Source organism: Haloarchaeobius sp. HME9146 (assembly GCF_025399835.1).
Taxonomy (GTDB): Archaea; Halobacteriota; Halobacteria; order Halobacteriales; family Natrialbaceae; genus Haloarchaeobius.
Map to the genome: position 1 here is coordinate 602,830 of NZ_JAODVR010000002.1, position 22,511 is coordinate 625,340.

Annotated in this window: 21 protein-coding genes; 10 read left to right on the forward strand and 11 right to left on the reverse strand. The window is 66.4% G+C overall.

Features of this window, described 5'->3' with window-relative positions; all coding sequences use genetic code 11:
* Positions 1 to 68 precede the first annotated feature (68 nt).
* The 4 genes from N6C22_RS20595 (at position 69) to N6C22_RS20610 (ending at position 3,171) form a co-directional block, all read left to right on the forward strand.
* The gene (locus N6C22_RS20595) at positions 69 to 935 is read left to right on the forward strand and encodes an MBL fold metallo-hydrolase (protein WP_261653093.1); all 867 of its coding nucleotides are present in this window, start codon (positions 69 to 71) and stop codon (positions 933 to 935) included.
* Positions 936 to 1,249: 314 nt separating this feature from the next.
* Positions 1,250 to 2,197: a bifunctional oligoribonuclease/PAP phosphatase NrnA gene (locus N6C22_RS20600; RefSeq protein ID WP_261653094.1), complete on the forward strand. Its 948-nt coding sequence runs from the start codon at positions 1,250 to 1,252 to the stop codon at positions 2,195 to 2,197.
* Positions 2,198 to 2,278: 81 nt separating this feature from the next.
* Complete coding sequence (locus tag N6C22_RS20605; RefSeq protein WP_261653095.1) at positions 2,279 to 2,713, forward strand: universal stress protein; 435 nt, start codon at positions 2,279 to 2,281, stop codon at positions 2,711 to 2,713.
* The gene (locus N6C22_RS20610; RefSeq protein ID WP_261653096.1) at positions 2,713 to 3,171 is read left to right on the forward strand and encodes a pyridoxamine 5'-phosphate oxidase family protein; all 459 of its coding nucleotides are present in this window, start codon (positions 2,713 to 2,715) and stop codon (positions 3,169 to 3,171) included. The genes N6C22_RS20605 and N6C22_RS20610 overlap by 1 nt, the downstream gene beginning before the upstream one ends.
* A gap of 489 nt (positions 3,172 to 3,660) precedes the next feature.
* On the opposite strand, the gene N6C22_RS20615 is transcribed toward N6C22_RS20610, so the two are convergent.
* The 5 genes from N6C22_RS20615 to N6C22_RS21250 all read right to left on the reverse strand — a co-directional run bounded on the left by N6C22_RS20615 (position 3,661) and on the right by N6C22_RS21250 (position 8,861).
* On the reverse strand, positions 3,661 to 4,068 hold the full coding sequence (locus tag N6C22_RS20615; protein ID WP_261653097.1) for a universal stress protein: 408 nt from the start codon (positions 4,066 to 4,068) through the stop codon (positions 3,661 to 3,663).
* Between the two features lie 65 nt (positions 4,069 to 4,133).
* Positions 4,134 to 5,663 carry a hypothetical protein gene (locus N6C22_RS20620; RefSeq protein ID WP_261653098.1) on the reverse strand — a complete coding sequence of 510 codons (1,530 nt, stop codon included), beginning with the start codon at positions 5,661 to 5,663 and terminating at the stop codon, positions 4,134 to 4,136.
* Positions 5,660 to 7,006, reverse strand: coding sequence for a DUF58 domain-containing protein (locus N6C22_RS20625; protein ID WP_261653099.1), 1,347 nt, complete (start codon positions 7,004 to 7,006; stop codon positions 5,660 to 5,662). Before N6C22_RS20625 ends, N6C22_RS20620 begins: the two co-directional genes overlap by 4 nt.
* The gene (locus N6C22_RS20630; protein WP_261653100.1) at positions 7,003 to 7,689 is read right to left on the reverse strand and encodes a hypothetical protein; all 687 of its coding nucleotides are present in this window, start codon (positions 7,687 to 7,689) and stop codon (positions 7,003 to 7,005) included. The genes N6C22_RS20625 and N6C22_RS20630 overlap by 4 nt, the downstream gene beginning before the upstream one ends.
* Complete coding sequence (locus N6C22_RS21250) at positions 7,686 to 8,861, reverse strand: DUF4129 domain-containing protein (protein WP_261653101.1); 1,176 nt, start codon at positions 8,859 to 8,861, stop codon at positions 7,686 to 7,688. Before N6C22_RS21250 ends, N6C22_RS20630 begins: the two co-directional genes overlap by 4 nt.
* A 269-nt stretch (positions 8,862 to 9,130) precedes the next feature.
* Between N6C22_RS21250 and N6C22_RS20640 the strand changes: the two genes are divergently transcribed.
* Positions 9,131 to 10,174, forward strand: a complete 1,044-nt coding sequence (locus N6C22_RS20640) for a M48 family metalloprotease (protein WP_261653102.1) — start codon at positions 9,131 to 9,133, stop codon at positions 10,172 to 10,174.
* Between the two features lie 99 nt (positions 10,175 to 10,273).
* The gene (locus N6C22_RS20645) at positions 10,274 to 10,525 is read left to right on the forward strand and encodes a hypothetical protein (RefSeq protein ID WP_261653103.1); all 252 of its coding nucleotides are present in this window, start codon (positions 10,274 to 10,276) and stop codon (positions 10,523 to 10,525) included.
* Positions 10,526 to 10,577: 52 nt separating this feature from the next.
* Here the strand turns inward: N6C22_RS20645 and N6C22_RS20650 are convergent, their stop codons facing one another.
* Complete coding sequence (locus N6C22_RS20650; protein WP_261653104.1) at positions 10,578 to 13,247, reverse strand: PAS domain S-box protein; 2,670 nt, start codon at positions 13,245 to 13,247, stop codon at positions 10,578 to 10,580.
* A gap of 235 nt (positions 13,248 to 13,482) precedes the next feature.
* On the opposite strand from N6C22_RS20650, the gene N6C22_RS20655 reads away from it, so the two are divergent.
* Complete coding sequence (locus tag N6C22_RS20655) at positions 13,483 to 13,917, forward strand: MaoC/PaaZ C-terminal domain-containing protein (protein ID WP_261653105.1); 435 nt, start codon at positions 13,483 to 13,485, stop codon at positions 13,915 to 13,917.
* Positions 13,918 to 13,935: 18 nt separating this feature from the next.
* Here the strand turns inward: N6C22_RS20655 and N6C22_RS20660 are convergent, their stop codons facing one another.
* From N6C22_RS20660 to N6C22_RS20680, 5 genes are all read right to left on the reverse strand, one after another.
* Positions 13,936 to 14,712: an SDR family NAD(P)-dependent oxidoreductase gene (locus tag N6C22_RS20660; protein ID WP_261653106.1), complete on the reverse strand. Its 777-nt coding sequence runs from the start codon at positions 14,710 to 14,712 to the stop codon at positions 13,936 to 13,938.
* Between the two features lie 49 nt (positions 14,713 to 14,761).
* A complete protein-coding gene (locus N6C22_RS20665; RefSeq protein ID WP_261653107.1) occupies positions 14,762 to 15,700 on the reverse strand; it encodes a helix-turn-helix domain-containing protein in 939 nt (312 codons plus the stop codon).
* Positions 15,701 to 15,830: 130 nt separating this feature from the next.
* Positions 15,831 to 16,781 carry a helix-turn-helix domain-containing protein gene (locus tag N6C22_RS20670; protein WP_261653108.1) on the reverse strand — a complete coding sequence of 317 codons (951 nt, stop codon included), beginning with the start codon at positions 16,779 to 16,781 and terminating at the stop codon, positions 15,831 to 15,833.
* A gap of 119 nt (positions 16,782 to 16,900) precedes the next feature.
* Positions 16,901 to 17,725: a cyclopropane-fatty-acyl-phospholipid synthase family protein gene (locus N6C22_RS20675; RefSeq protein WP_261653109.1), complete on the reverse strand. Its 825-nt coding sequence runs from the start codon at positions 17,723 to 17,725 to the stop codon at positions 16,901 to 16,903.
* A 205-nt stretch (positions 17,726 to 17,930) separates the two neighbouring features.
* Positions 17,931 to 20,108 (reverse strand): nuclease-related domain-containing DEAD/DEAH box helicase, encoded by a 2,178-nt coding sequence (locus tag N6C22_RS20680; protein WP_261653111.1) that lies wholly within the window; start codon positions 20,106 to 20,108, stop codon positions 17,931 to 17,933.
* Positions 20,109 to 20,256: 148 nt separating this feature from the next.
* On the opposite strand from N6C22_RS20680, the gene N6C22_RS20685 reads away from it, so the two are divergent.
* The 3 genes from N6C22_RS20685 (at position 20,257) to N6C22_RS20695 (ending at position 22,473) form a co-directional block, all read left to right on the forward strand.
* A complete protein-coding gene (locus N6C22_RS20685; RefSeq protein WP_261653112.1) occupies positions 20,257 to 20,847 on the forward strand; it encodes a hypothetical protein in 591 nt (196 codons plus the stop codon).
* An 82-nt stretch (positions 20,848 to 20,929) separates the two neighbouring features.
* The gene (locus tag N6C22_RS20690) at positions 20,930 to 21,754 is read left to right on the forward strand and encodes an alpha/beta hydrolase (protein ID WP_261653113.1); all 825 of its coding nucleotides are present in this window, start codon (positions 20,930 to 20,932) and stop codon (positions 21,752 to 21,754) included.
* Positions 21,755 to 21,756: 2 nt separating this feature from the next.
* Entirely contained in the window at positions 21,757 to 22,473 is a 717-nt protein-coding gene (locus N6C22_RS20695; protein WP_261653166.1) for a 5-formyltetrahydrofolate cyclo-ligase, read from the forward strand.
* Positions 22,474 to 22,511: the final 38 nt, after the last annotated feature.

Below are 22,511 nucleotides of genomic sequence, written 5' to 3' on the forward strand. Positions count from 1 at the left end.
GGCATCCGATTTAGGTCGCACCCGCACGCCTCAAGGGGGTTATAGGTTCCCACCTCCAAGAGCCTGCCATGACAGGGGTCCATCCGGTCGCACCGGAGACGTACGCGGTCGACGCGCAGATGCTCGGGATGCCGGGGTCGATGTCGGTCTACGTCATCGATGCGGCGGAGCCAGTGATACTCGACTCCGGGCCTGCCACGGGCGCAGAACACGTCCTCGACGGGCTCGAGGAGTGCGGTGTCGACCCGAATGAGGTCGCCTACCTCGTCCAGACACACGTCCATCTCGACCACGCGGGTGCTGCCGGGACGCTCGCAGACGCCTGCCCCGACGCCGAGGTCGTGGTTCACGAACGCGGTGTGGAGTACCTCACCGACGCCGAGAAGCTCTCGCGGCTGTACGAGAGTGCCCGGGAGGCGGTCGGAGACGACATCGCGTCCGGGTACGGCGAGCCGAGTCGTGTCCCGCGAGACCGCTGTCGCGTCGTCTCGGGCGGGGAATCGCTGGACCTTGGCGACCGCCAGCTGGATCTCGTCCACGCACCGGGCCACGCCCCACACCAGATTTGCGCCCTCGATTCACGGACGGCGACGCTGTTCTCGGCGGATGCCGCAGGGATGTTCCTGTTCGACCAGCTCCTGCCGACCACACCGGCACCCGATTTCGACCTCCAGCAGAGCCTCGACACCATCGAGCGCCTCCGGGCACTCGACCCGGAGACCATCTGTTACGGGCACTTCGGGGCCCGTGAGGACTCCGGAGCGGCCCTCGAGGCGTACGCCGACCTGTTGCCGAGATGGGTCGCGGCTGTCGAGGCTGCCGTGGCGTCGACCGGCAGCGACGACGTGGACGCGGTGGTCGACGAACTGTCGGCCGACTGGCCGAGTCCGACTATCGAGCGGGACGTGGTCGGGGTCCTGGCGACCGACCGGTAGGACATAGCGGTCGGCCGTCACGTCGGCCGACGAAGCTATCTTCCCTCGAAGACTAGGTCTACTGCCCTCGTTTTCTGGGGGTGCCGGGCGAGCGAAACTATGACCCCCCATGTTCCGGTCGTCCGGTTCTTACAGTATCTATCCCCCCACCGAGCGGCCGCCAGTCCGCCCTCCGGTCTCGCCCGCGGTCGCCGCTGTCGCCGGCGTAGACTTCTCGCCCGGACCGCCCTGTCGCTGTGAATCCTCGTGCCGACAGCACGGCGAAAGCGAGTGACGCCGGTTAGCCCAAGTACGTACACCGCTTTCTATTCGGTATGGGGGAGACGTTCGGCTCGCCTTCGGCACTGGTCCAGTTCCTGCCACCGGATGGCCCGACGCTCGTCGTCTGTCACCGACACGCAGACCTGGACGCGATCGGGTCCGCTCTGGCGCTCGCCGAGTTCCTCCCCGACGTGACCGTCTGCGCCCCGGGTGGCATCGGTATGCAGGCGAAGCCGCTCGCCCGGGGGACGGTCGAACGGGCCGACCCGGCTGAATTCGCGCTCACCATCGTCGTCGACGCGGCCGAATCTCGACGAGTGGAACCCATCGACCTCGACCGGGCGGGCACCCTCATCGTCATCGACCATCACGAACCCGGCGACCTGCTCGACCGTGCCGACGCGGCGCTGGTGGTCCCCGAGGCGGGAGCGACCGCGGAACTGGTCTACAAACTCGCCGGGGAGGCCGGCTGGGACGTCTCAGAGACCGCCGCGTACTACCTGCTCGCGGGTATCATGGGCGACACCAAGCGGCTCGCGTTCGCCGAACCGGCGACGTTCGACGTGGTGGTCGACCTCCTGCCACTGGCCGGCGACCGGGCCCACGAGTTGCCGGCGGTTCTGGGCCCGACCTGGCGCGAAGGCGAGCGTGTCGCCTGCCTCAGGGCGATGCAGCGACTCGACCTCTTTCGCAGTGACGACCTCGTCGCCGCCGTGACACACGTCGGGAGCTACGCCAGCACCGCCGCCTCGGCCATCGTCGACGCCGGTGCCGACCTCGCTGTGGTCCTCTCGGGCCGCGACTTCGGCACTCGCGTCGCCGTCAGGACGAACGGGTCGGTCCACGTCGATACGGTGCTCGACCCGCTGCTCGCCGTCTTCGACGGGTCGGGCGGCGGCCACGACGACGCTGGTGTCGCGAATCTCCATGCAGAACGCGACGTGATTCGTACCAGACTCGACGAGGTGCTCCGGGCGAGTCTCGGGTTCGAGCCGTACTGAGTGCTTGCTGGACCGGAGACGAGTCGCAGCACCCGGGAACGAGGGGTGGTATTTATCAGTTCAGTCAGTGTCATATCTAGTATGGCAGACACCATACTGGTTCCCTACGACGAGTCTCCGCAGTCCGTGGATGCCCTTCGTCACGCACTGGAGAAACACCCCGACGATGACCTCGTGCTCGTGCACGTCATCGACCTGATGGATGCCGGGTTCAGCACCCCCATCGACGGCACGCTCCCCGGCTTCTGGGAGGAGTGGTACGAGGGCCAACAACAGGCAAGTGAGCGACTGTTCGAGGACGCACAGGCCATCGCCGACGAGTTCGACGTTACCCTGTCGTCCGAGACGGTCGTCGGCCGCCCCTCGCGGACCATCAACGACTACGCAGAGGAACACGACGTGGACCACATCATCATGGGGAGCCACGGGCGAACCGGCGTCAGTCGGGTCCTCCTCGGGAGCGTGGCCGAGGCTGTCGTGCGACGAGCACCCTGCCCCGTCACCATCGTCCGCTGATGTTCGCGATTCGCGGCGACTGGGACCACGAGGCGGCTGCCGAGTTCCTCACGGAGACGACGGTCCCGGTTCGCCTATCCTGTCACACGCCGGGTGGCAACCTCTGGATGCTCTCGCTGTGGTACGAGTACGACCCCGCGACGGGTGCGTTCCGCTGTGCGACGGCAGCCTCGGCCGAGGTGGTCCGGTACCTCGAAGCCGACGACACGGTCGCGTTCGAGATATCGACCAACGACGTGCCGTACCGTGGTGTCCGCGGCCAGGGAACCGCCAGTATCGCTCCGGACGAGAACAAGGAGGTGCTTCGGCGCTTGCTGACGCGCTACCTCGGGGGAACCGACTCCGGACTCGCGAAGTCGCTCCTCTCGCCCGACCGCGAGGAGGTCTGCATCACCATCTCCATCGACCGCGCCTACACCTGGGACTTCAGCGACCGGATGGGCGACGGGTCGAAGTAACGCGAAAGGGGTCCTGACTGGTGGCCTGTTTCGAGTAGACCGACAGGAGGTACGCTATTCTCTCGGCTGATGGAGGCGCTATATCGAGGGCCAGCATGACCGATCCAGCGGTTGTCACCGGTGAGAGCCCCGCAAGACTCTCGCCACACCGCTCTCCAGCCCTGTTCGACCGATTCGAGGGCCTCGTCACCTGCGAACCGACCCATGAGGAAACGCGCGGCGTGGTCGCCCTGTTCACCGGAAACGTGGTGTCCGCGGTGCCCGGGTGTGGACCCGAGGCCGTGACCCGTGCGTCGAGCGCGAACCGACCTCGCCCAGTTCGAGAGCGGGAAGTCGAAAACTCACGCCTGCGGAGAGGTCGTTCCCTCCCTCCGGTGGAGAGGACACCCTGCCAGCGGCAGTTCCCTGACTACGAAAGGCAGAACTATATGTGGAATGTCTATTCTGTTCCGATACTCCTATCGAGAAGTAATTGTGTCGGAATATCGATTAGACGACGATCAGGTCGATGTCCGACCGCTGTTCGACGTGGTGGCGGACTCCACCGATGTGCTCGCCGTGGTCGCCGTGTTTGCCGAGGATGATAACTTCGGCCCCGATGTCCCGCGCGTAGTCGAGGATGACCTCATCGGGAACCCCGTGTCTGATGTCGATGACGACGGGGATACCCTTCGAGTCGGCGATCTCCTTGACTTCGGTTGCGCACTTGTGCCCGTGGTCTTCGGCGAGGACCATCGAGGCCTCGTCGGAACTGAGCGCCGGCTCACCGTACTTTCGCTCGTCGACGACACAGAGGCAGTGTAGCGTCGCGCCGCGCTCGCCGGCGACCTCGATGGCGTGTTCGGCCGCCTGGTGTGCGTAGTCGCTTCCGTCGACCGCGACGAGTACTTCAGTCATGCCTCATTATACGTACAGTTAGAACTTAACGTTTGAGTTCGAATATTGATGTTTCTTGACCCTGCTCAGGAGTCCGCGTCCCCGGTCTCCCGGTCGACCGACGCGAGCCGGGAGAAGGCGACGAGCGAGACGAGCAGCAGGGTCAACGCCCCGATGGCCCGCCAGCGTGGGATGTCGATGCTGGTGGTGCCGGGGACGGCGAACTGGATGGCCAGCAGCGAGATGACGATGGCAGCGATGCCGACCGTTATCGCGCCGGCGGCGTGGACGACCTCGCCACGTCTCGTCTCGGCGACCTGCCCGACCTCGTGGCCGACGAGCGTCGCGTTCAGGCCGAGGTCCCAGGTCAGGAGTGCGCCGGTCATGCCGACGAACACCGCGATGGGGAGCGCGTTCGACAGCCCGCTCGCGACCGTCGCAGCGAACAGCAGTACCGCGCCGAGCGCGAACCCACTGCTGTCCTCCGGGATGTGGTCGAACGACAGGACGAACATCGCGACCGGAACCACGACGAGCATGACGATGAGCGCGCCCGTGACGATGCCGAGGAACGTCGCGCCCATCCCGTAGGTGTCGAACGCGGTTGCGTACGGCGTCTCCGGCCCGAAGGCACCCGCCACGAGCGTCACGACCGGTGGAATCGCGGTGACCAGGCCGATGACGACGCTCGAGACCACGCCACCGCTGGCGTAGGCGAGCGTCTTCGGTGGCTTGCGGCCGACCAGCCCGACGAACAGCAGCTGTGCGAGGTGGACCGCCACGACGCTCGACAGCACGAGGATACCGGCCCCGAGGATGGCGTGGGGTACCCACGAGAGCAGGAAGCCCCGGACCAGTGCCCCGAACGTGTACGTGAGCGACAGCGCGGTGTCGAACAGCGCCCTGCCCGTCGGGGTCGCCGCGGCGAACACCTCGATGCCGAGGATGACCCAGACACCCCACGGAACGGTCCGGGGGTCGACCCCGAACTGGTCGATGCCGCTCGCTCTGGGGTCGTATCGCTGGTCGGGCAGCCATTCGTCGAGGATGGTGACCACCTTCGAGAGCAGGACCGCGAGCAAAACCGCCTCCAGCTGGAGCGCGACGAAGCTCACGAGTGGATTCGCCGTCACGATGGCCTCGAGCGCGACCACCAGGACCACGGCGAGGGTGGTGAAGAAGTGCGCGTGGACGGCGGCGGCGACGATGGTCGCCACGATGAGGACGAGGATGGACCGTGAGAGTGTCCCACCCATCGTCTCGATGGTCTCGTCGTCGATACCGACGACGGCTTCGATGGCGACGAGCGTCACCGCGACGACCGACGCCCCGACGACGACGGCGACGGCAAGTGACTGTTTGAACGTGAGGAGGGCGATGACGATCGCAACCGCCCCTGCGACGAACGCGACACTTCCCTCGGCGCGCGGGCGACTCTGGCCCGCGTCGAGCTTCTTGGCACCGTAGGCGACGCCGGCGGCTCCCGCGAGTCCGAGCAGCAGGCTGAGGGGATGGCCGACGAGCACGCCGAGGACGAGACTGGTGAACGCGGCGACCCCGATGGCGAGTCTTCCGCTGAAGCGAGCCGAGGCGTCGTCGAACTCGTAGTCGCTCACGACGACCACCTCCGCATCGCCACCTCGATGGCAGCGAACAGCGGCTGGTCCGGCGACCACTCGATGACCTTCGTCTTCCGGCCCCGGAGCGTTCTGAGGCGCGTATCGCGCTTGATCCGTTCCAACTTGGCCCCCGACGTCTCACCCGAGGTCACGTCCGGTGAGACGACGCGGACCTCGTGGCCAGCCGCCCGCAGGCGACGGAGCGTCTCGAACGGGCCGTCGTCCATCATCGGGGTGACGAAGACGACCTGTGCCTCGTTCGGGATGCGCCGCCGCAGCCAGTCGACGCGCCAGCCGCCGTCGGCGGTCGGTGTCGGTGCCGCGTCGTCGCTCTCGGATGGTTCGGGGTCACCCTGCCAGCTGTCGGCACCGCCGTCGTTCGCCGCGTCGTCCACGCCGTCGGCGACCGGGATGGTGGTCGAGGCGGCCAGGCTCAGGTTCTGGCGGATGCGCACGGCCTGCTCGTCACCGGTGCCCGGTTCGAGGTAGTCGAAGGTCCCGCCGTAGCGGGCGAGGCCGACGCGGTTGCCCTCTTTCAGCAGCGACCCGCAGAGGCGGCCGGCCGCGTACATCGAGAGTTCGACGCCGTCCGGTTCCTCGGGACGACGCGAGATGCGCGACTCGTACCGCGTGTCGACGACCACGACGATGCTCGCGGCCCGGCTCTGGCGGAACTCGACCGTCCGGAGTTCGCCGGTTCGCGCGAACCGCTTCCAGTCGATGCGGCTCATCGGGTCCGAGCGCTGGTACTTGCGCACCGAGTAGAACTCGATGCCCTCGCCCCCGGTGTCGGTCTCGATGCGCCCGGTGTAGGAGATGGTCCGGTCTCCCAGCGGCACGCCGTCGATGCCCGCCCGGCAGGAGACGCGCTCGGGGAGGTCGACCGTGGTGTGGGCCTTCGTCGCGCCACTGACGTTGCGCGTGACCAGGGTCGCGTGCTGGAACTCGTGGACGCCACGACGGGCCGTGACGGTGTACGTAAACTCGTCTTCCTCGCCCGGGAGCAGGCTGGTTAGGTAGCGGGGTGCACCTTCCTGGACCCCCAGTGTATCCGGCACGCCGTCGACGACCCGGACGTCTGCCATCGGCGAATCCGACTCGTTCCGGACCGTGACCGTCACCTCGATGTCCTCGCCCGGCATGGGGGAGGTGGTCGAGAGCGACCGTTCCAGCCCGACGTCGAGCGACGGGGGACGGGTCGCGTAGCCATAGGCCGCGTAGCTCAGGCCGATGGCGGCCGCGAGGAACAGCGTCGTGTTCTTGGTGAACAGCCCGAGCGCACCCGTCACGAGGGCGGCGGTCAGGCCGACGTTCCAGCGTCCAGTGTCTTCTATCGTCATCGGTCTTCCTCCAGAAGGCCGGCACGGTCTGCGAGTTCGTCGACGGTGTGGGTGACGTGGCGCTCGAAGGCCTCGCCGCTGAGCCAGTCGAAGAACTGCATCTTGAGGGGGAGCTCGGGAGCCTCGTTGCCCCCGAGGAATCTGGCCGCACGCGGGTTGTCCGTCCAGGTGCCCCGCTCGAGATGCGCTCTTGCTTCCGCTTCCGTCCAGTTCTCGCTCGACTGTAACACCTCGACTGCAACCGCCCGAACCTGTCGTTCGACCTCCAGGCGCTCCCGGCTGCGCCACCAGCTGCTCGAGTTCGAATCGGGGAGCTCACCGGTCAGGTTCCGGACGGAGCTGTCGAACGAGTCACCGGCGGATTCGCGTGCCTGGTAGCTCGCGCCCTCGGGGAACACCCCCGAGAGGACGTTCGTCGTCTCGTCGCGTTCCGTCCGGTAGAGGTGGACCGCGCCGATGATACCGCCGGTGAGGCCAAGGAACAGCACGGTCCCGCGGTTCGTGAGGATGCCCTCGACGTATGGGCGGCTCGGTTCCATGGGGTAGGGCAGGAACGCCAGCACGAGGGCGCCGACCAGCGCGCCGGTGCCGACGAGCAGGAGGGCGCTCTTCCGGTCGAAGAGCTTGCCGAAGGCGCGTCCACCCGCGTAACTCGCTTTCCGGAATGGGCCGCGACTGCTCATGAGTCGCCCTCCAGTCGCCTGGCTATCTGTCTGACCGCGTCACGGGCGGCCTGTGTTCGGGAATCGTCCGGCGGGTACTGGCCGTACCGGACGTCCTGGAACGCCCTTGTGAGTCGCCCGACCGCGTCGGCAGGAAGGCCGTGCTCGACGGCGGCGCGGGCGTACTCTGCAGGGGTTCGCGACGGGCTCCGGCCCGTCGGAAGCTGGTCGACCATGTACTCCCACGCCTCCTCGATGCTGAGGGGCGAGGGCTGGTGTGCGCCGGGGTCGGTGAACTCGTCCGCAGACGCGGCTGCCCGGTTGCGGGGGTCGTCCGGGGTCTTCTCGCCGCGGCTCAGCCAGTTCCGCGAGCCGATGCCGCTCGACAGGGTCGAGAAGCCACCGGTCAGGGCACCGAGGCCGCCACCGATGCCGCGGGGGATGGCAAGCAGGCCCTTCCCCAGGGCCGCGGGGACGCCGACGAAGAGGCTCGCGCTGAGAGAGCCGAGGCCCTTGCCGACGGCTCCGAGCCCGCGAGCGAAGTCGTTCGCGGCGCTACCGATGGCGTCGAGCACTTCCGGGGCGGACGCGGAGGTGCCGACGAGGAACGCCATCGTGGTCTGCGGGATGGTGAGGAACGAGGCGCGGATGTGCAGCGGGGGGAGGCCGGGGATATCGAGCACCCAGCCGTCGAAGTCGGGGCGTGAGGTCCGTTCGACCTGCCCGACGGTCAGGACGAGGACGACCCCGATGCCGGTGAGTGTGAGGAGTCCCATGAACGTCGTCACCACGGTTCCGAGGTCGATGCCGCCGCGGTCGTTGCCGGCACCGCCGGCGGCTGCTCGCTCGGTCGTCGTGGTCGCCGTCCGCGTCGGTGTCGGGGTTGCGGTCCCGCCGTCGGACCCGGAGCCCGAGCCGGTCCCGCCGTCGGACCCGGAGCCCGAGCCGGTCCCGCCGTCGGTTCCCTCCGTCGCCGTCTCCGTCGCGGAATCCGCCGTGGAGGGCGGCTGCTCGCTGGTCGGTCCGTCGGTCCCGGGGGCCGTGGGGTCGCCGGACCCGGCGGTATCGCCCGCGCCGCCCCCGACACCGGCCGGGTACGTCCCGAAGCCGGAGGCGGGGAGGAGGGAGGCGGCGAGGATGACCGTCAGGACGGCGACGACTGCGACGGCCGCGCGACTCAGGTCGTATGCCACAACAGTTGTACTTGTCCAGTGGGTTAAATATATTCTCATCATCTGATGACTTCGGGCGGGGAATTATCCCTGGTTGATGTAACGACGTGTTGGCCTGTTGGAACGAATGGCTCCCAGAACGGCGCGAGTAGGCTTGCAAACGCAGTATTCGGAATCCACGTGTCGCGGCTACGTGACGATGCCGAGACTGGGCGAATGACAGGTGGCGCGAGTCGCGAACCAGAACCAGTCGGAAATGTTTTAGTTTCTTGGAATAAACCGTCGGTCGAATGGAACGCGATTCAGACCTCACCGCGCGCATCCTCCTGACGCTCGCGCTCATCCTCGTCGCGGACCTCGCCCTGGTCTCCGCCGTCGCGTACCTCCTCAGTCCGTGGCTGGCGTACCCGCAGGCCGCGCTCGCCAGCGCACTCGGCATCGAGGGGGCGTCCTCGCTCGCGTGGGGTGCCGTGGTCGTCCTCCCCGTCCTGGTCGCCTTCGTCTGGGCCCAGTTCCGGTACAGCCGCCGTGAACTCCTCGCGGAGGCCGACGCCAGACCGGTCTCGGCCGACGAGTACCCCGACCTCCACGCCCGCCTCCAGCGCCTCGCGACCCAGGCCGACATGCAGCCACCCAGTCTCGCGGTCGCGGACACGTCGGTCCCCAACAGCTTCGCTATCGGCGGGTTCCGGAACGCCACCATCGTCGTCAGCACCGGCCTGCTCGACGCGCTCGACGACGACCAGCTCGACGCGGTCCTCGGGCACGAACTCGCCCACGTTCGGAACCGGGACGCCACCGTGATGACGCTCGCCTCGTTCGTCCCGGCGCTCGTCAGCGACGACTTCAGCCTGTTCGGCACTCGCTCGCTCGGCTACCTGTTCTGGGGCGCCGTCTTCGTCGTCCTGTACGGCCTGAGTTCGGCGTTCATCGACGCCCCGATTCTCTCCGCCGAGTACACCATCTCGTTCGTGATGATGCTCGTCCTCTCGGCCGTGCTCGGGGGTATCGTCCTCGGCGTGGTCGGGGCGATGGTGCTCGGCCTCAGCCGGAACCTCTCGCAGTACCGCGAGTACGTCGCGGACCGGTCCGGAGCGTTGCTCGCTGGCAACCCGGCTGCACTCGCGACGGCGCTGCAGACGCTCGACGAGAGCGTCGCCACGCCGACGACGGACCGCCGGCAGTACGCCGGCGTCGAGGGGCTCTGCCTGCTCCCCTATGGCTTCACCGACGGGGACCCGGCGTCGGACGGCGAGTTCACGGTCGAGACCCGCTCGCACCCGCCGACCGAGAAACGAATCGAGCGGTTGCAGGCGCTCCAGCGCGAACTCTGAGGCGGCACTCGTCGACGGGCCGGCCATCGCGCCGGTATAGTCACGATATCGTGTAGTTTGGCTGTCCCATTGAAGTGCCTCGAGGCGCTGGTGGCTTCCATGGCCAATCAGGAGGCGAATCGGAGCGGGCGGGCCAAGGCCGCGTCTGCCGATGTCGAGGGGTCCGGAGGGAGAGACAGCGAACCGAAGTCGGTCACGACCCGTTGTATCCACTGCGAGAGCACGAACGCGACCGTGTTGATTCCGCGAGACAGCAACCTCTCCGAGTGTCACGAGGAGGCCGATGGGAAGGTGTGGGGGAACTGCAGGTCCTGCGGTGAGCGTTTCGACGTGTACTTCAGGAAGAACTGAGGAACTGAACGCCCGCCCGAACACGTTTTGGCTGTTTCGTCACCGGAGGTTGTCAGGCCGTTGTACTGTCGGCGCTGTCCAGCCTGGGAACCCTGACGGTCAAGATCGTCCCGGTCGAATCAGCGCGTTCGATGAGTATCGTTCCGCCGCTGGCCTTGACCAGCCAGGTTGCGATCCAGAGGCCGATACCGCTGCTGTGTGCGAGTGGCTGCTCGGTCTGCTGTTCGATGACGCGCCGCTCCGCCTCGGGGAGTCCCGGTCCGGAATCTGCGACCCGGAACTCGAGCCAACCGTCGTCGTCGCTCACCCTCACGCTCACCTGCGGTGGGGAGTCTCCCTTGCCGTGCTCCAGGGCGTTCTCGAGTAGTTCCACGAGAGCCGACTGGACGATGGCAAGGACGGCGGTGCCATCGCTCTCGTCGACGAGTTCGACGTCTCCGTCTTCGCGTTCTACCGCCGTCGCTTCTAGCACGTCGAGGACCGAACGGACCGTCCTGACTTCGTGTCTGTTCTTCTTCAGCAGGTCCTGTATCCTCCGTGCCTTCATGCTCTCCTCGAGGAGGCGGTTGCAGGTGGCGAGGATCGTCTGGAGGTGGCGCTCCCCGTCCGGGTCGTCGACCACTTCGGCGACAAGTTCGGCGCTCCCCTGGATGATGTTCACGCTCGTCCGGATGTCGTGGCGCAGCACGCGGTTCAGGACCTCGAGGCGCTGCTGGTCGAGCCGGCGCTCGGACACGTCGTTCTGGATCGCGACGTAGCCCGTCACCTCCCCATCGTCGAGGATGGGCGCGACGGTCTGGATGGCGGTGTACTGCTCGCCGGACTTCCGCCGGTTGACGACCTCGTCCTCCCACACCTCGCCGCGCCCGACGGTCTCCCAGAGTCCCTCGAAGTAGGCGTCGTCGTGCTCGCCGGACATGAGTATGCTCGGGTCAGCGCCGACCGCCTCAGAAGCACCGTACCCGGTTATCTCCTCGAACGCCGGGTTGACGTACTCTATCGTCCCGTCTGCGTCCGTGATGTAGACCCCCGTCCCTGCCTGTTCGACCGCGGCACGGAGCCGGCGAAGTGCCGCCTCGCGCTCGTGCTGGTCGGTCACGTCCTGCTGGAACCCCACGAAGTTCGTCACCGCGCCGTCCGCGTCGGTGACCGGCGCGATGCTCACCCGGTTCCAGAACGGGGTCCCGTCGGCCCGGTAGTTCAGGAGTTCGACGGTGATCGGGCTGCCCGCGGCGATAGCCGACCGCATCTCCGCGACGGGTGCGGGGTCGGTGTCCTCGCCCTGCAGCAGGCGGCAGTTCCGGCCGAAGAGCTGGTCGTGGTCGTACCCGGTCAACTCGGTGAACCGCTGGTTCGTGTAGACGAGGGCGTTGTCCGGCAGCGACGTGTCACTGATGGTGATTCCGAAGGGCGCCTCGGTCATGGCGCGTTCTTTCAGTTCGAGTTCGTGTTCGCGGCGTTTCCGGTCGCTGACGTCGCGGACGACGCCCTGGATGAAGACGTTGCCATCGCTGTCCCGGACCTGGCTGGCACTCACCTCGACCGGGACGCGCTCCCCATCGACGTCGAGCAGGGTCAATTCGACGTTCTTTTCGACGCCACCGTCACGGACACGCAGGAAGTTCTCGCGCGCCGATTCTTGACTCTCCGCGGCGACGAACCGGTGAAACGGCAGTTGCAACATCGACTCGGGTTCGTACCCGAGTAACGCTTCGACTGCGTTGGAGAGGTAGACGAAGGTCCCTGCTTCGGTTGCCCGGAAGATGGTGTCGGGACTGACCGTCGCGATCTCGCGGAACCGTTGCTCGCTCTCGCGGAGTTCCTCGACGGTCTGGCGGTTCTCGATGGTAGCCGCGAGGACGTTCGCGACGTTCTGGACGAACGTGATGTCTTTCTCTGAGAACGTCCGGGGGGCCGTCGAGTGCGCGCCGAGGACGCCCCAGAACCCTTCTACCGGCCCGATACCGACGCTGATGCCGGAGACGATGTGATGGTCCACGAGCAGTGCGGGGCGCTGGAATCGGTCCTCTGTCGCGAGGTCCTCGACGACGACAGGGCCGGCCACCGAGAGGGTGTACCCTGCCTGCGAGGTGTCTTTCACGCCGACGGTGGCGGTGCCGAGGAGGTGCTGGTCGAAGCCCTTCCCCGCGACCAGCTCCAGGTGGGTCCCGTCGTCCGTCAGTGCCAGTACCTTCGCATACTCGGTCCCGAGACAGTCGACGAGCGAGTCGCAGGCCTGGTCGAACAGGGCCGCGAGGTCGAGGCGTCCCAGCGCTGCCCGGCCGAGTTTCGCGACGGCTTCGTGCTGTCGACTCCATAGCTCGAGGTTCCTGTTGGCACGGTAGCCCTCGACCGCGTTGCGGATACGGTTCGTGAGGATTGTGTACTGCTCGATACCGGTGCCCTTCTGCAGGTAGTCCGTCACCCCCGCGGAGATGGCGGCGCTGGCGATCTCCTCTGACCCTTTCCCTGTGAAGAGGATGAACGGCAGGTCACTGTCGTACTCGCGAACGAGTTTCAGGAACTCCAGCCCGTCGACTTCGGGCATATCGTAGTCGCTGACCACGCAGTGAATCTCGCCGTTCTGGAGCACGTCTATCGCAGCAGTGACGTTCGTCTCGGTAAGTATCTCGAAATCGGTGTCCTCACGTCCGAGTAGTTCGGCCGTTACCTCCCCGAAACTGGTATCGTCTTCGACGTGGAGGACGCGGACAGCAGGCATGTCGGAGATAGGCTCTCTGAGGTGGTCTCGTTTTTGTCGCGAAACCGGTCATGTCAGGCGATTCCCGCCCAGAAATGATAGAACGCTGTCTCTGTGGTGAGGAAGGAAACCCCTCCCGACAGTGGGGGTTCAACCGAACAGTCTGGAGAACTGAAGCCACTATGGCAGGTCTCGCCGTTTCGTTCCCTCACTGGCACCACCCGGGTTTACGTCCCGGCCCGCCGCAGGTCCCGGCATGCACTTCGAGGACATCGAGTTGGGCGACACGCTCACCACGGCCGGCCGGACCATCACCGAAGCCGACCTGGTGAACTTCGCGGGCGTCAGCGGCGATTTCAACCACCTCCACATGGACGCGGCCGAGATGACGGACTCAGACTTCGGCGAACGAATAGCACACGGCGCGCTCGTCTTCTCCGTGATGACGGGGCTGCTCTGGCAGTCGCGTGACGCCGATAGCGGCCTCGTCGCCCTCTATGGTGTCGACGAGGTGCGGTTCCGCAATCCGACGTTCGTCGGTGACACGGTGCGCGTCGAGACGGAGGTCGTCGACAAGGAGCGCCGTGAGCACCCGACCGCGACCGGCGTGGTCCGGTACCGGGCCGAGGTCGTCACTGCCGAGGAGGAGAAGACGGTGCTCTCGTGTGTGTTGCTGGCGCTGGTGAAGTAGGGCTGTTTTGAGAGCTGGTCAGGTCGACAGCAGGTCCGCACCGCCCGTGATACCGATGACCTGTCCGGTCATGTAATCGGCGTGCTCGCTGGCGAGGTAGCACACCATCGGGGCCACGTCGGATTCGCGGCCGAGTTTCTTCATCGGGGTGGCCTGGCGGATGCGCTCGAACTGCGGGTTCACCTGTTCGAGTTGTTCCGGCGGGAGGTCAGCGAGGTCGTCGACGACGATGCTCGGCGCGAGCACGTTCGAGGTGACGCCGTCTTTCGCGCCCTCGAGGGCGAGCGCCCGCCCGAAGCCGACGAGCCCCATCTTCGTCGTCGAGTACGACACCTGGCCGAAGCTGCCGTGGGTGCCCGCGATGGAGGCCATGGTGATGACCCGACCCCAGCCACGCTCACGCATGTGGGGGAACACCTCTTTGGTGATGTTGTACGCGCCGGTGAGGTTGAGTTCGAGGTCGCGGTCCCAGAGGTCGTCGTCGAAGTCACCGACGCGGGAGACCGCATCCACGAATCCCGCGTTGTTCACGAGGATGTCGATGCCGCCGGTCGCTTCGCGAACGTCGGCGACCGTCTCGCGCACGTCGGCGCGGTCGGTCAGGTCGCAGACAACCGCCAGCGCGTCGCCCCCTTCGTCTTCGATGTCGCTCACGACGCGTTCTGCACCGGCTTCGTCCACGTCGAGTACGACGACTTCGACGCCCTCGCGTGCGAGGTGTCGGGCGTCTTCGCTACCGAGGCGACCCGCCCCGCCTGTCACGAGTGCGGTTCTGTCGGAGATTCCGAGGTCCATGCCGTGTGCGTCTCGGGGACCCTACAAGAGTGTGCGGGTTGCGGGCATCTCACAGGGGCTCTGGATCGATGTCGACCACCGCCATCGACTCGTCGTAGGTGAGCTGGAGGCCGTCATCCCCGTACCGGACGGTGATGGCGATACGAATCGGGTCCTCGGAGACGAGTTCCTGGTCGAACTCGCGACCACGGACGAAGTACTCCCAGGACAGTGGATCGATGTCGGGCTTGCGCTGGTAGAAGAACGAGATGACCGCCGGGTGCCACATCACGGTCGCCCAGGTGGGGAACCGCCAGGTGAGCTTGCACCGCGGGCAGCCGTAGTAGGCGATGGCCCACATCGTGTCCTCGAACTCTGCAGGCTCGTCGTGGTCCATATGCTCGTCGTACAGCTTGACGTCGATGGTCGGCTCCATCGAGCAGGTCGGACAGATGCCTTCTATCATCGACTGCGTCTTCAGCGCGACGCGGGCGATACCGACCTCGAAGATCTCTCGTGGTGTCCGGTCGGTGAGGCCCGCGGGGGGAATCTGGAAGGCGGCGAGCTTTCCAGGGGGCGTGGGGTAAGAGCCCGGGCACTCCGTGCACCGGAGTGTCAGTATCTCGTCGTCGTACTGGACGGTCGTCTCGGTTCCGCCACAGACCGCGCAGACCACGCCCACGTGCTGCTCTTCCATCGAGGGGTGCTCGACGCCGGTTCCGGCGACGACGGTCTGGACGATCTGTTCGCCCGCGGCCGTGAGTTCGTATCCGTCGTCCAGCGACCGGACGAAGTGCCCCTCGAGCTTGCCGAGGTGGTAGTTGAAGTTCCCAGAATCCCTGACACCGACCTCGTCCATCAGGTTCGAGTAACTGACCGGCTTGGAGGCGAGCGGTTCGGATATCTCCCAGAGTGCCTTGAGAATCCCGAACCGCGTCTCGTTGCCAAGCAGCGAGAACGCCGTCTCGGGTCGTACCGCACTCCCTTCCTTCGCCCCCGTCTTCGACATACAGGTGTCTTCTCAGAGTAGGATAATAAATCGACCTGCCATTACGTGTTCGCTCAGCGGTAGTTCGAGCCAGGCAATCGAAGGAGAGAGGGTCATCCCTACGTGACCGGTCTCCGCAAGATTCAGGCGGTCAGGTGTCTGGGCCGTCCCGCTCGACCGAGAGGATGGTCATGGATTCGTCGAACGTGAACCGGAGCGTCGCGTCGTCTGCCCGCACCGTGATGGCGAGCCGCGGTGGGTCCTCCGAGAGGAGTTCCTGGTCGAACTCGCGCCCACGGAGGTAGTAGTTCCACGAGAGGGGCTCGATATCGATGTCGTGGTTGTCGAAGAACGCGATGGTCGCGGGGTGCCAGAGCACGTTGCACCATATCGGGAACCGCCAGATGTGCTTACACGTCTGACAGAGGTACATCGCTATCGACTGCATGGTCGTGTCGCACTGGTCACACAGCCCTGAATCTCCGCTCTCGTGCTCACGACACCAGTCCACCTCGACGGTGGGCTCGCTGGCACATCGAGGACAGACACCCGCGATCATCGAGCGAGTCTCGAGCGTGACTCGGGTGATGGCCGATTCGAACACCGACACCGGGTCGCGTCCGGCGAGCCCAGCTGGTGGGAGGTGGAACTCCGCAAGCTTGCCGGGCCGAGATGGATAGATTCCGTCGCACTCGGTGCACTGGACTGTCAGGGTCTCGTCGTCGTATCTGATGGTGGTCCCAGTCCCGTCGCAGACGGGGCAGATGACACCGATGTGCACCGGGTCCATGGAGGTCTGTTCGACGGCGGTCCCGGCGACGACGGTCTGGACGATCTGTTCGCCGGCGTCGGACAGGACGTACCCGTCGTCCGTCGACTCGACGAAGTGGCCCTCGAGTTTCCCGAGGTGGTAGTTGAAGTTCCCCGAGTCGCGGACGCCGACGTAGTCCATCAGGTTCGAGTAACTGACCGGGCTGGACTCCGGCGGGTCGAACAGTTCCCAGAGCGCTCGCAGGATGTTGAACCGCGTCTCGTTGCCGAGTAACGAGAACGCCTCCTCGGGCAGCAACGACGACGATGGCCCAGTCCCCTCTTCCGACATCTATTCGGAATTTTCTCGAAGCAGGATAATAAATCGCAATACCATCGTGGCCTCTGTGTGTCAATGTCTCTCACACGATTTCAGGACGTGTTCGAGTCCATTATCCTAGACGCCTGACCTTACTTTTCGAACAGCCCCAGGTACGCCCTCGCCCGGTCCTCGTCGAGGTTCCGATGCATGGACCGGCAGAGCGGCACGATATCGTCTCGAACGACCACCTCGAAGCCAGGGGGGAGGCCGTCGGTCTCGGCGCGGTGTATCATCGACTGATACCACTCTGCTGCCTCGATGGAGACGTCGAGCCAGTCGAGGGCTTCGAAGCCAGCCCGGGTCATCGTCTCGTGGAACTCGTCGGGGTGGACCAGCGAGCCGACCGGCCCTTCCGCGGTCAGCGCCATGGGCGTCAGCAGGGGCTCGACGGGCCCTGCGACGACCTCGTGGACGGCGACCCGGCCACCGGGGGCGAGGACTCGATGGAGTTCCGCGGCCAGCCCGGCCTTGTACTCGATGTCGCTGGCCAGATCCTGCAGGAACACGACGTCGAACGTGTCGTCCTCGTACGGGAGGTCGAGGGCGTGCTCGTTGCGGATGGTCACCTGGTCGTCGAGGCCGACGCGCCGGGTGAGTTCGGTTGCAGCGTGGCAGAACGCAGGCGTCAGGTCGACGCCGACGACCTGGCAGCCGAACTCGTCCGCCAGGGCACGGGCGGGACCACCCAGCCCGGCAGCCACGTCGAGGACCAGACTCTCCTCGCCGACGCCCGCGAGCGTGGCCAGTTCGAGGGTCGCCTCGAAGCCCTGTACGTGCAGGTCTTCGAAGACGGTGATGTCGGCGGGTGTGAGGTCGTCGAGGTCACGTCCGGCGGCCGCCAGACTGTCTAACAGTCTCTCGGTGAAAGCTGCGGTTCGCCCGTCCGTCGAGAGTAACTCGTCGTCTCGAATCATTCGGCACACCGCCCCATCGGAGGTGACAGGTATCGCGTCAAAGAGAACAGTCGGCTCGTCTGCGAAGGGTCGTGCTTGGTGGGTCTGAGGCTGCTGGACATTGCGAACTCCTCGGATTTCCGTTACCGGTTCAGTCGCTTGGGGGACATAAACAGATTCTGCGTAGCTGAGTACGGTTGGATATCCAACTATTCTAGAAACGGTCTCAGAACACGTCGAGCGTCGCGTCCAGCATCGTCCGCGCCAGGGCGCTCTGTTCGGGTGCTGGAAACGTCACGACGGGGTCCTTGCCGGAGACCTGCGTCGCGACGCTGGTCAGCTCCTCGAACGGGCGCTCCTCGTCACCGCTTCCGGTCACGGTCACCCAGGCGGTGGTCCGCGTCATGGCGACGAACGCCTCGTTCCGGCGCTGGACGAGCGAGGCGCGTCGGGTCGAGTCGGAGACAGTGTCGACCCCGACGACGTAGACCTGCGGGGCCTGGTTCCCCTTCGCGCGGTTGACCCGTGAGATGGTGACGGCACCAGCCTCGGTGAACACGTCGGGGTCACCGTCCCAGACCAGGTTCGCGTCGATGCCGCGGCGACCCAGGCGGTCGGCGAGTCTGCTCCCGGCAGTTCGGGACTCCCCGACACCGCCCAGGGTGACGACCATGACCTGTGCCGGGTCGAGCTCGCCCTGCCGGAGGTCGCGGGCGATGGCATCGGCGACGAAGTCGAGTTCAGCCCCGCGGTCGGGGAACCGCTCGACCCGGACGAACGGGCGCGCGGCTGGAACCCCTGCGAGTGGATGCGGGCTGTGTTCGGGTGGCCGGCGAAGCGTCACCGGCTCCCCGTACCGCCGGAAGTCACCCTCGATCTCGTAGCCGAGGTCTTCCCAGCCGGACTGGGTCGTCAGCGCCTGGACGGCCCCGGCGTCCCGACAGAGCCCCATCCCGAAGACGTGGGCAAGCAACAGGGCGGGCCGCGGGGTCCGGTAGGCCTTCCGGAGGATGCGGCTCTTCTGGACCCCGCCCTCGTAGGCCCCGCTGAGTTCGACCCTGGGTCGTCCCCGCGAGTCGGTGCCGAATATCTCGGTCGGGCTCGGAGCCGACAGCGACTGCAGGCTCTGTGCCTCGTCGTAGGCCCAGACGAGCCGTTTCGGCGGCCGCAACACCGCGTGACAGAGCCGGAAGAACGCCGGGTCGAAGTCCTGTGCTTCGTCCACGAGAATCGCTTCGTAGCGCTCCTGCGGGTCGCCTTTGTCGAGGACTTCGGCACAGCAGTGATGCAGGAGGTCGCGGTCCGGGTCCCCATCAGTGCCCGAAGGCTCCCCGAACACGTCGTCCTCGTCGCCGGAATCCTCGAACTCGGCACGGGCCTCGCTGTAGGTTCGCGGGTCGACACCGGCAGCCTGTGCGGCCTCGGAGTAGAGCCCGCGGCGGGTCTTGCCGCCCCAGCCGTGCATCACCTGCAACCGGGTCCAGTCCGGGTCGCCGCTGGCGAAGTGCCGGTAGTACCGCCGGATGGTCTCGACGACCGTCTCGTAGAGGCTCCGCGTCTGGAAGGTGACCACGATACGCCAGTCCGGGTGCCGGGCGTGCAACTGGGCTGCCTTGCCCGCCAGCAACACGGTCTTGCCCGAGCCAGCGATGCCCCGAATCTGCTGTGGGCCGTCGGGCACCTGCAGGGTCATCTCCTCCTGCTCGCGGTCGAGTCGCTTCAGCCCCTGTTCGACGTGAGCGGCGAGTTCGGCCTTGGTCTCGCCGTCCGGTTCGTCGCCCGACGCCGGCCCCTCGCGGTCGCCCGAGATGGGCTGTCCGCCGGAGAGTACCGCCCTTGCGGCCCGGAACTCCTCGCCGGTCAGTCCGTCGCCCGGTGTTCGTTCGAGTCGGTCGCGAAGCCCTCCGGGCGTGAGTTCGTCACTGGTGACGACCGGCGGGGCCGATGGGAGGCCACCGAAGCGGTCGTCCCACTCCTCGCGACCGATGTTCGGGAGCGCGACGAAGAAGTGCAGCGGGACGGTGCAGTTCCCCCGGTCGTCGACCAGGCCGGGCTCCTTGCGAAGGTGGCGGACCAGCCGGAAGCCCTGGTCACGGGCCTGTGTGTAGGGTGTCGCACTCGACTGTCGGGTGCCCTGCAGTCGCCAGCGGTCGCCCTCGATGGCCGCGATGTGGTCTGCCTGGTAGCCCTTGCATTCGACGACCACGAGACCGATGTCGCGGTGCAGGAGGAGGAAGTCGACCTCGCGATCGAACGACTCGCCGTTCGGGTCGATGATGGGGTAGCGCCAGTACGCCACGCCCTCATCACCGGGACCGAAGGCTCTCGTGATGGCCTGCCAGACCGACTGCTCGGCATCCGCCCCCGCGTGTCCTGCGGTTTCGCCCGACGCGATGAACTCCACGTCCGCCGACTGGACTCGCAGCCGGGTTATAGTTTCGGGGCTTCGGCCGGGTTCGGGCAGTTCCACGGTGAAGTCATACTCAGCGACTTTCTGATACCTCACCTCGGTGCTTATCTTGAACGGCCCCTAGACCACAGGCAGAGAGACAGTGAACCCACTCGCCGACGCCCGCGGCAACCTTGCCCTCAATGGCGGCATCCTCGTCTTCGCGAGCGTGATGGTCGCGCTGCAGGGCGGGACCAACACCTGGCTGACGCTGGCGATCCTCGTCTCGGGCGTCGGTGCGGTCGCGGCGGCGCTCACGGTCGCGACCGGGCCACTGCCGGCCGCCGCCGCGAAGCCCATCAGCCTCTACGGCGACCGGGGCGAACCGGTCGGCGTGACACCCGGCGGCCCGTCGTACGTCGCGGTCTTCTACTCGCTGTTCACGCTGCCAGCCTCGGTCGCCCACGAACTCGCCCACGCGGTGGGCGTCGTCATCTGCCGGGGTCGCGTCGAGTCGCTGGTCGTGGTCCTCGGCGGCGACGCCTACCTGTCGTTCGAGCCGGGAGTCCACTGGGGTCGGTGGGAACTCGCGCTCGTCAAGGCTGCGCCGGTGCTCCTCGGCGTGGTCGTGTTCCCGGCGGCCAAACTCGCGCTGGCGAGTTCGGGACTCGTGCAGCTGTTCTGGCTCTACGTCGCGGTGACGTTCTGGTTCTCGTCGTTCCCCGACCAGGTGTACGACCTCTGGGATCGGTAGGCTGGAGACAGCTCCGACCAGGCAGCCGGAATCCGTGACCGGACACAAAGTTTTAGCACCGGGCCGTGGGAACCCAGTTCCGATGACGACCACGAGCACGACACTCGACTGGCGTCCCTACGAGGGCGACCCCGAGGCGACGGTCGTCGGTGACCTGCGCGTCTCGTCGACGGTCTCGGACCCGCGCCTCGCCGCCGACCGGGAACTGCTGGTTCACCTCCCGCCGGGCTACGAGGATTCCGGGAAAGCGTATCCCGTCGTCTACATGCACGACGGGCACAACCTGTTCGACGAGGTGGCCAGCTACTCCGGCGAGTGGGAAGTCGACGAGACGATGACGGACCTCCACGAGGAGGGCATCGACGCCATCGTCGTCGGTATCCCGAACGCGGACGACGATCGCCAAATCGAGTACACGCCCTACGCCCATGAGGAGTTAGGTGGTGGCGGCGCAGACGATTACCTCGAAGTCTTGGTCGAGCGGATCAAACCGATGGTCGACGAGGCGTTCCGGACCCGAGAAGAGCCCGAGGCGACCGGCCTGGCCGGCTCCTCGCTCGGCGGGCTGGTGAGCCTGTACGGGTTCTTCGAGTACCCCGATACCTTCGGCTTCGCCGGCGTGTTCAGCCCCGCGTTCTGGTGGACCGAGGGGCAGATATTCGACTACATGGCCGACCAGACCCGGGATTCGGGTCGCATCTACATGGACGTGGGAACGGCCGAAGGTGGCGACGACGAGGACCTGCAGGAGGCCTACGTGACCGACGCGAAACGGATGCGCGACGTGCTCCGGGAACAGGGGTACGACGACTCACAGCTTGAATTCGTCCTCGACGAGGATGCCATCCACCACGAGTCCGCGTGGGCGAAGCGATTCCCCGACGCCATGCGGTTCCTGCTCGGATGACGATGGACAAACAGGCCCTCCGCGAGCAGGTGTGGGACGCACTCGAGGAGCAGAACCAGGCCCGGTTCCCGTTCCCGCCCCACGGTCGCATCCCGAATTTCAAGGGCTGTGACGAGGCGGCCGAGCGCGTCACCGAAACCGAGGAGTGGCAGGCCGCCACGACGATCAAGGCGAACCCGGACTCGCCACAGAAGCCACTCCGGCGGGCCGCGCTCGAAGCCGGCAAGACGGTGTACATGGCGGTGCCGCGACTGCGCGACGAGAAGCCGTTCCTCGAAATCGACCCGGCACGAATCGACGACATCGACCGGGCGGTCACCATCGCTGGCTCGTCCGAACTCGGCGTGCAGGTCGCACCCGAGGAGGTGCCGGTCATCGACCTCGTCGTCTCCGGCAGCGTCGCGGTCACCCCTGCTGGGGACCGCGTCGGCAAGGGCGAGGGTTATTCTGACATGGAATTCGCGGTCCTGCGCGAACTCGGGCTGGTCTCCGACGACACGCCGGTCGTGACCACGGTCCACGACCTCCAGGTCGTCGACGAGGAGATTCCGGTCGGCGAGCACGACGTGCCGATGGATATCATCGCGACGCCGACCGAGACCTACCGGCCGGACCCGCGACCGAAGCCGACCGGTCTCGACTGGGACCTGCTCGACGCCGAGCGACTGGACGAGATTCCGGTACTCGCGCGGATACAGGAAAATTGCACGCAAGAATAAACACTAGATTTATGATTGTCTGGTAAGAAGTCTCACAT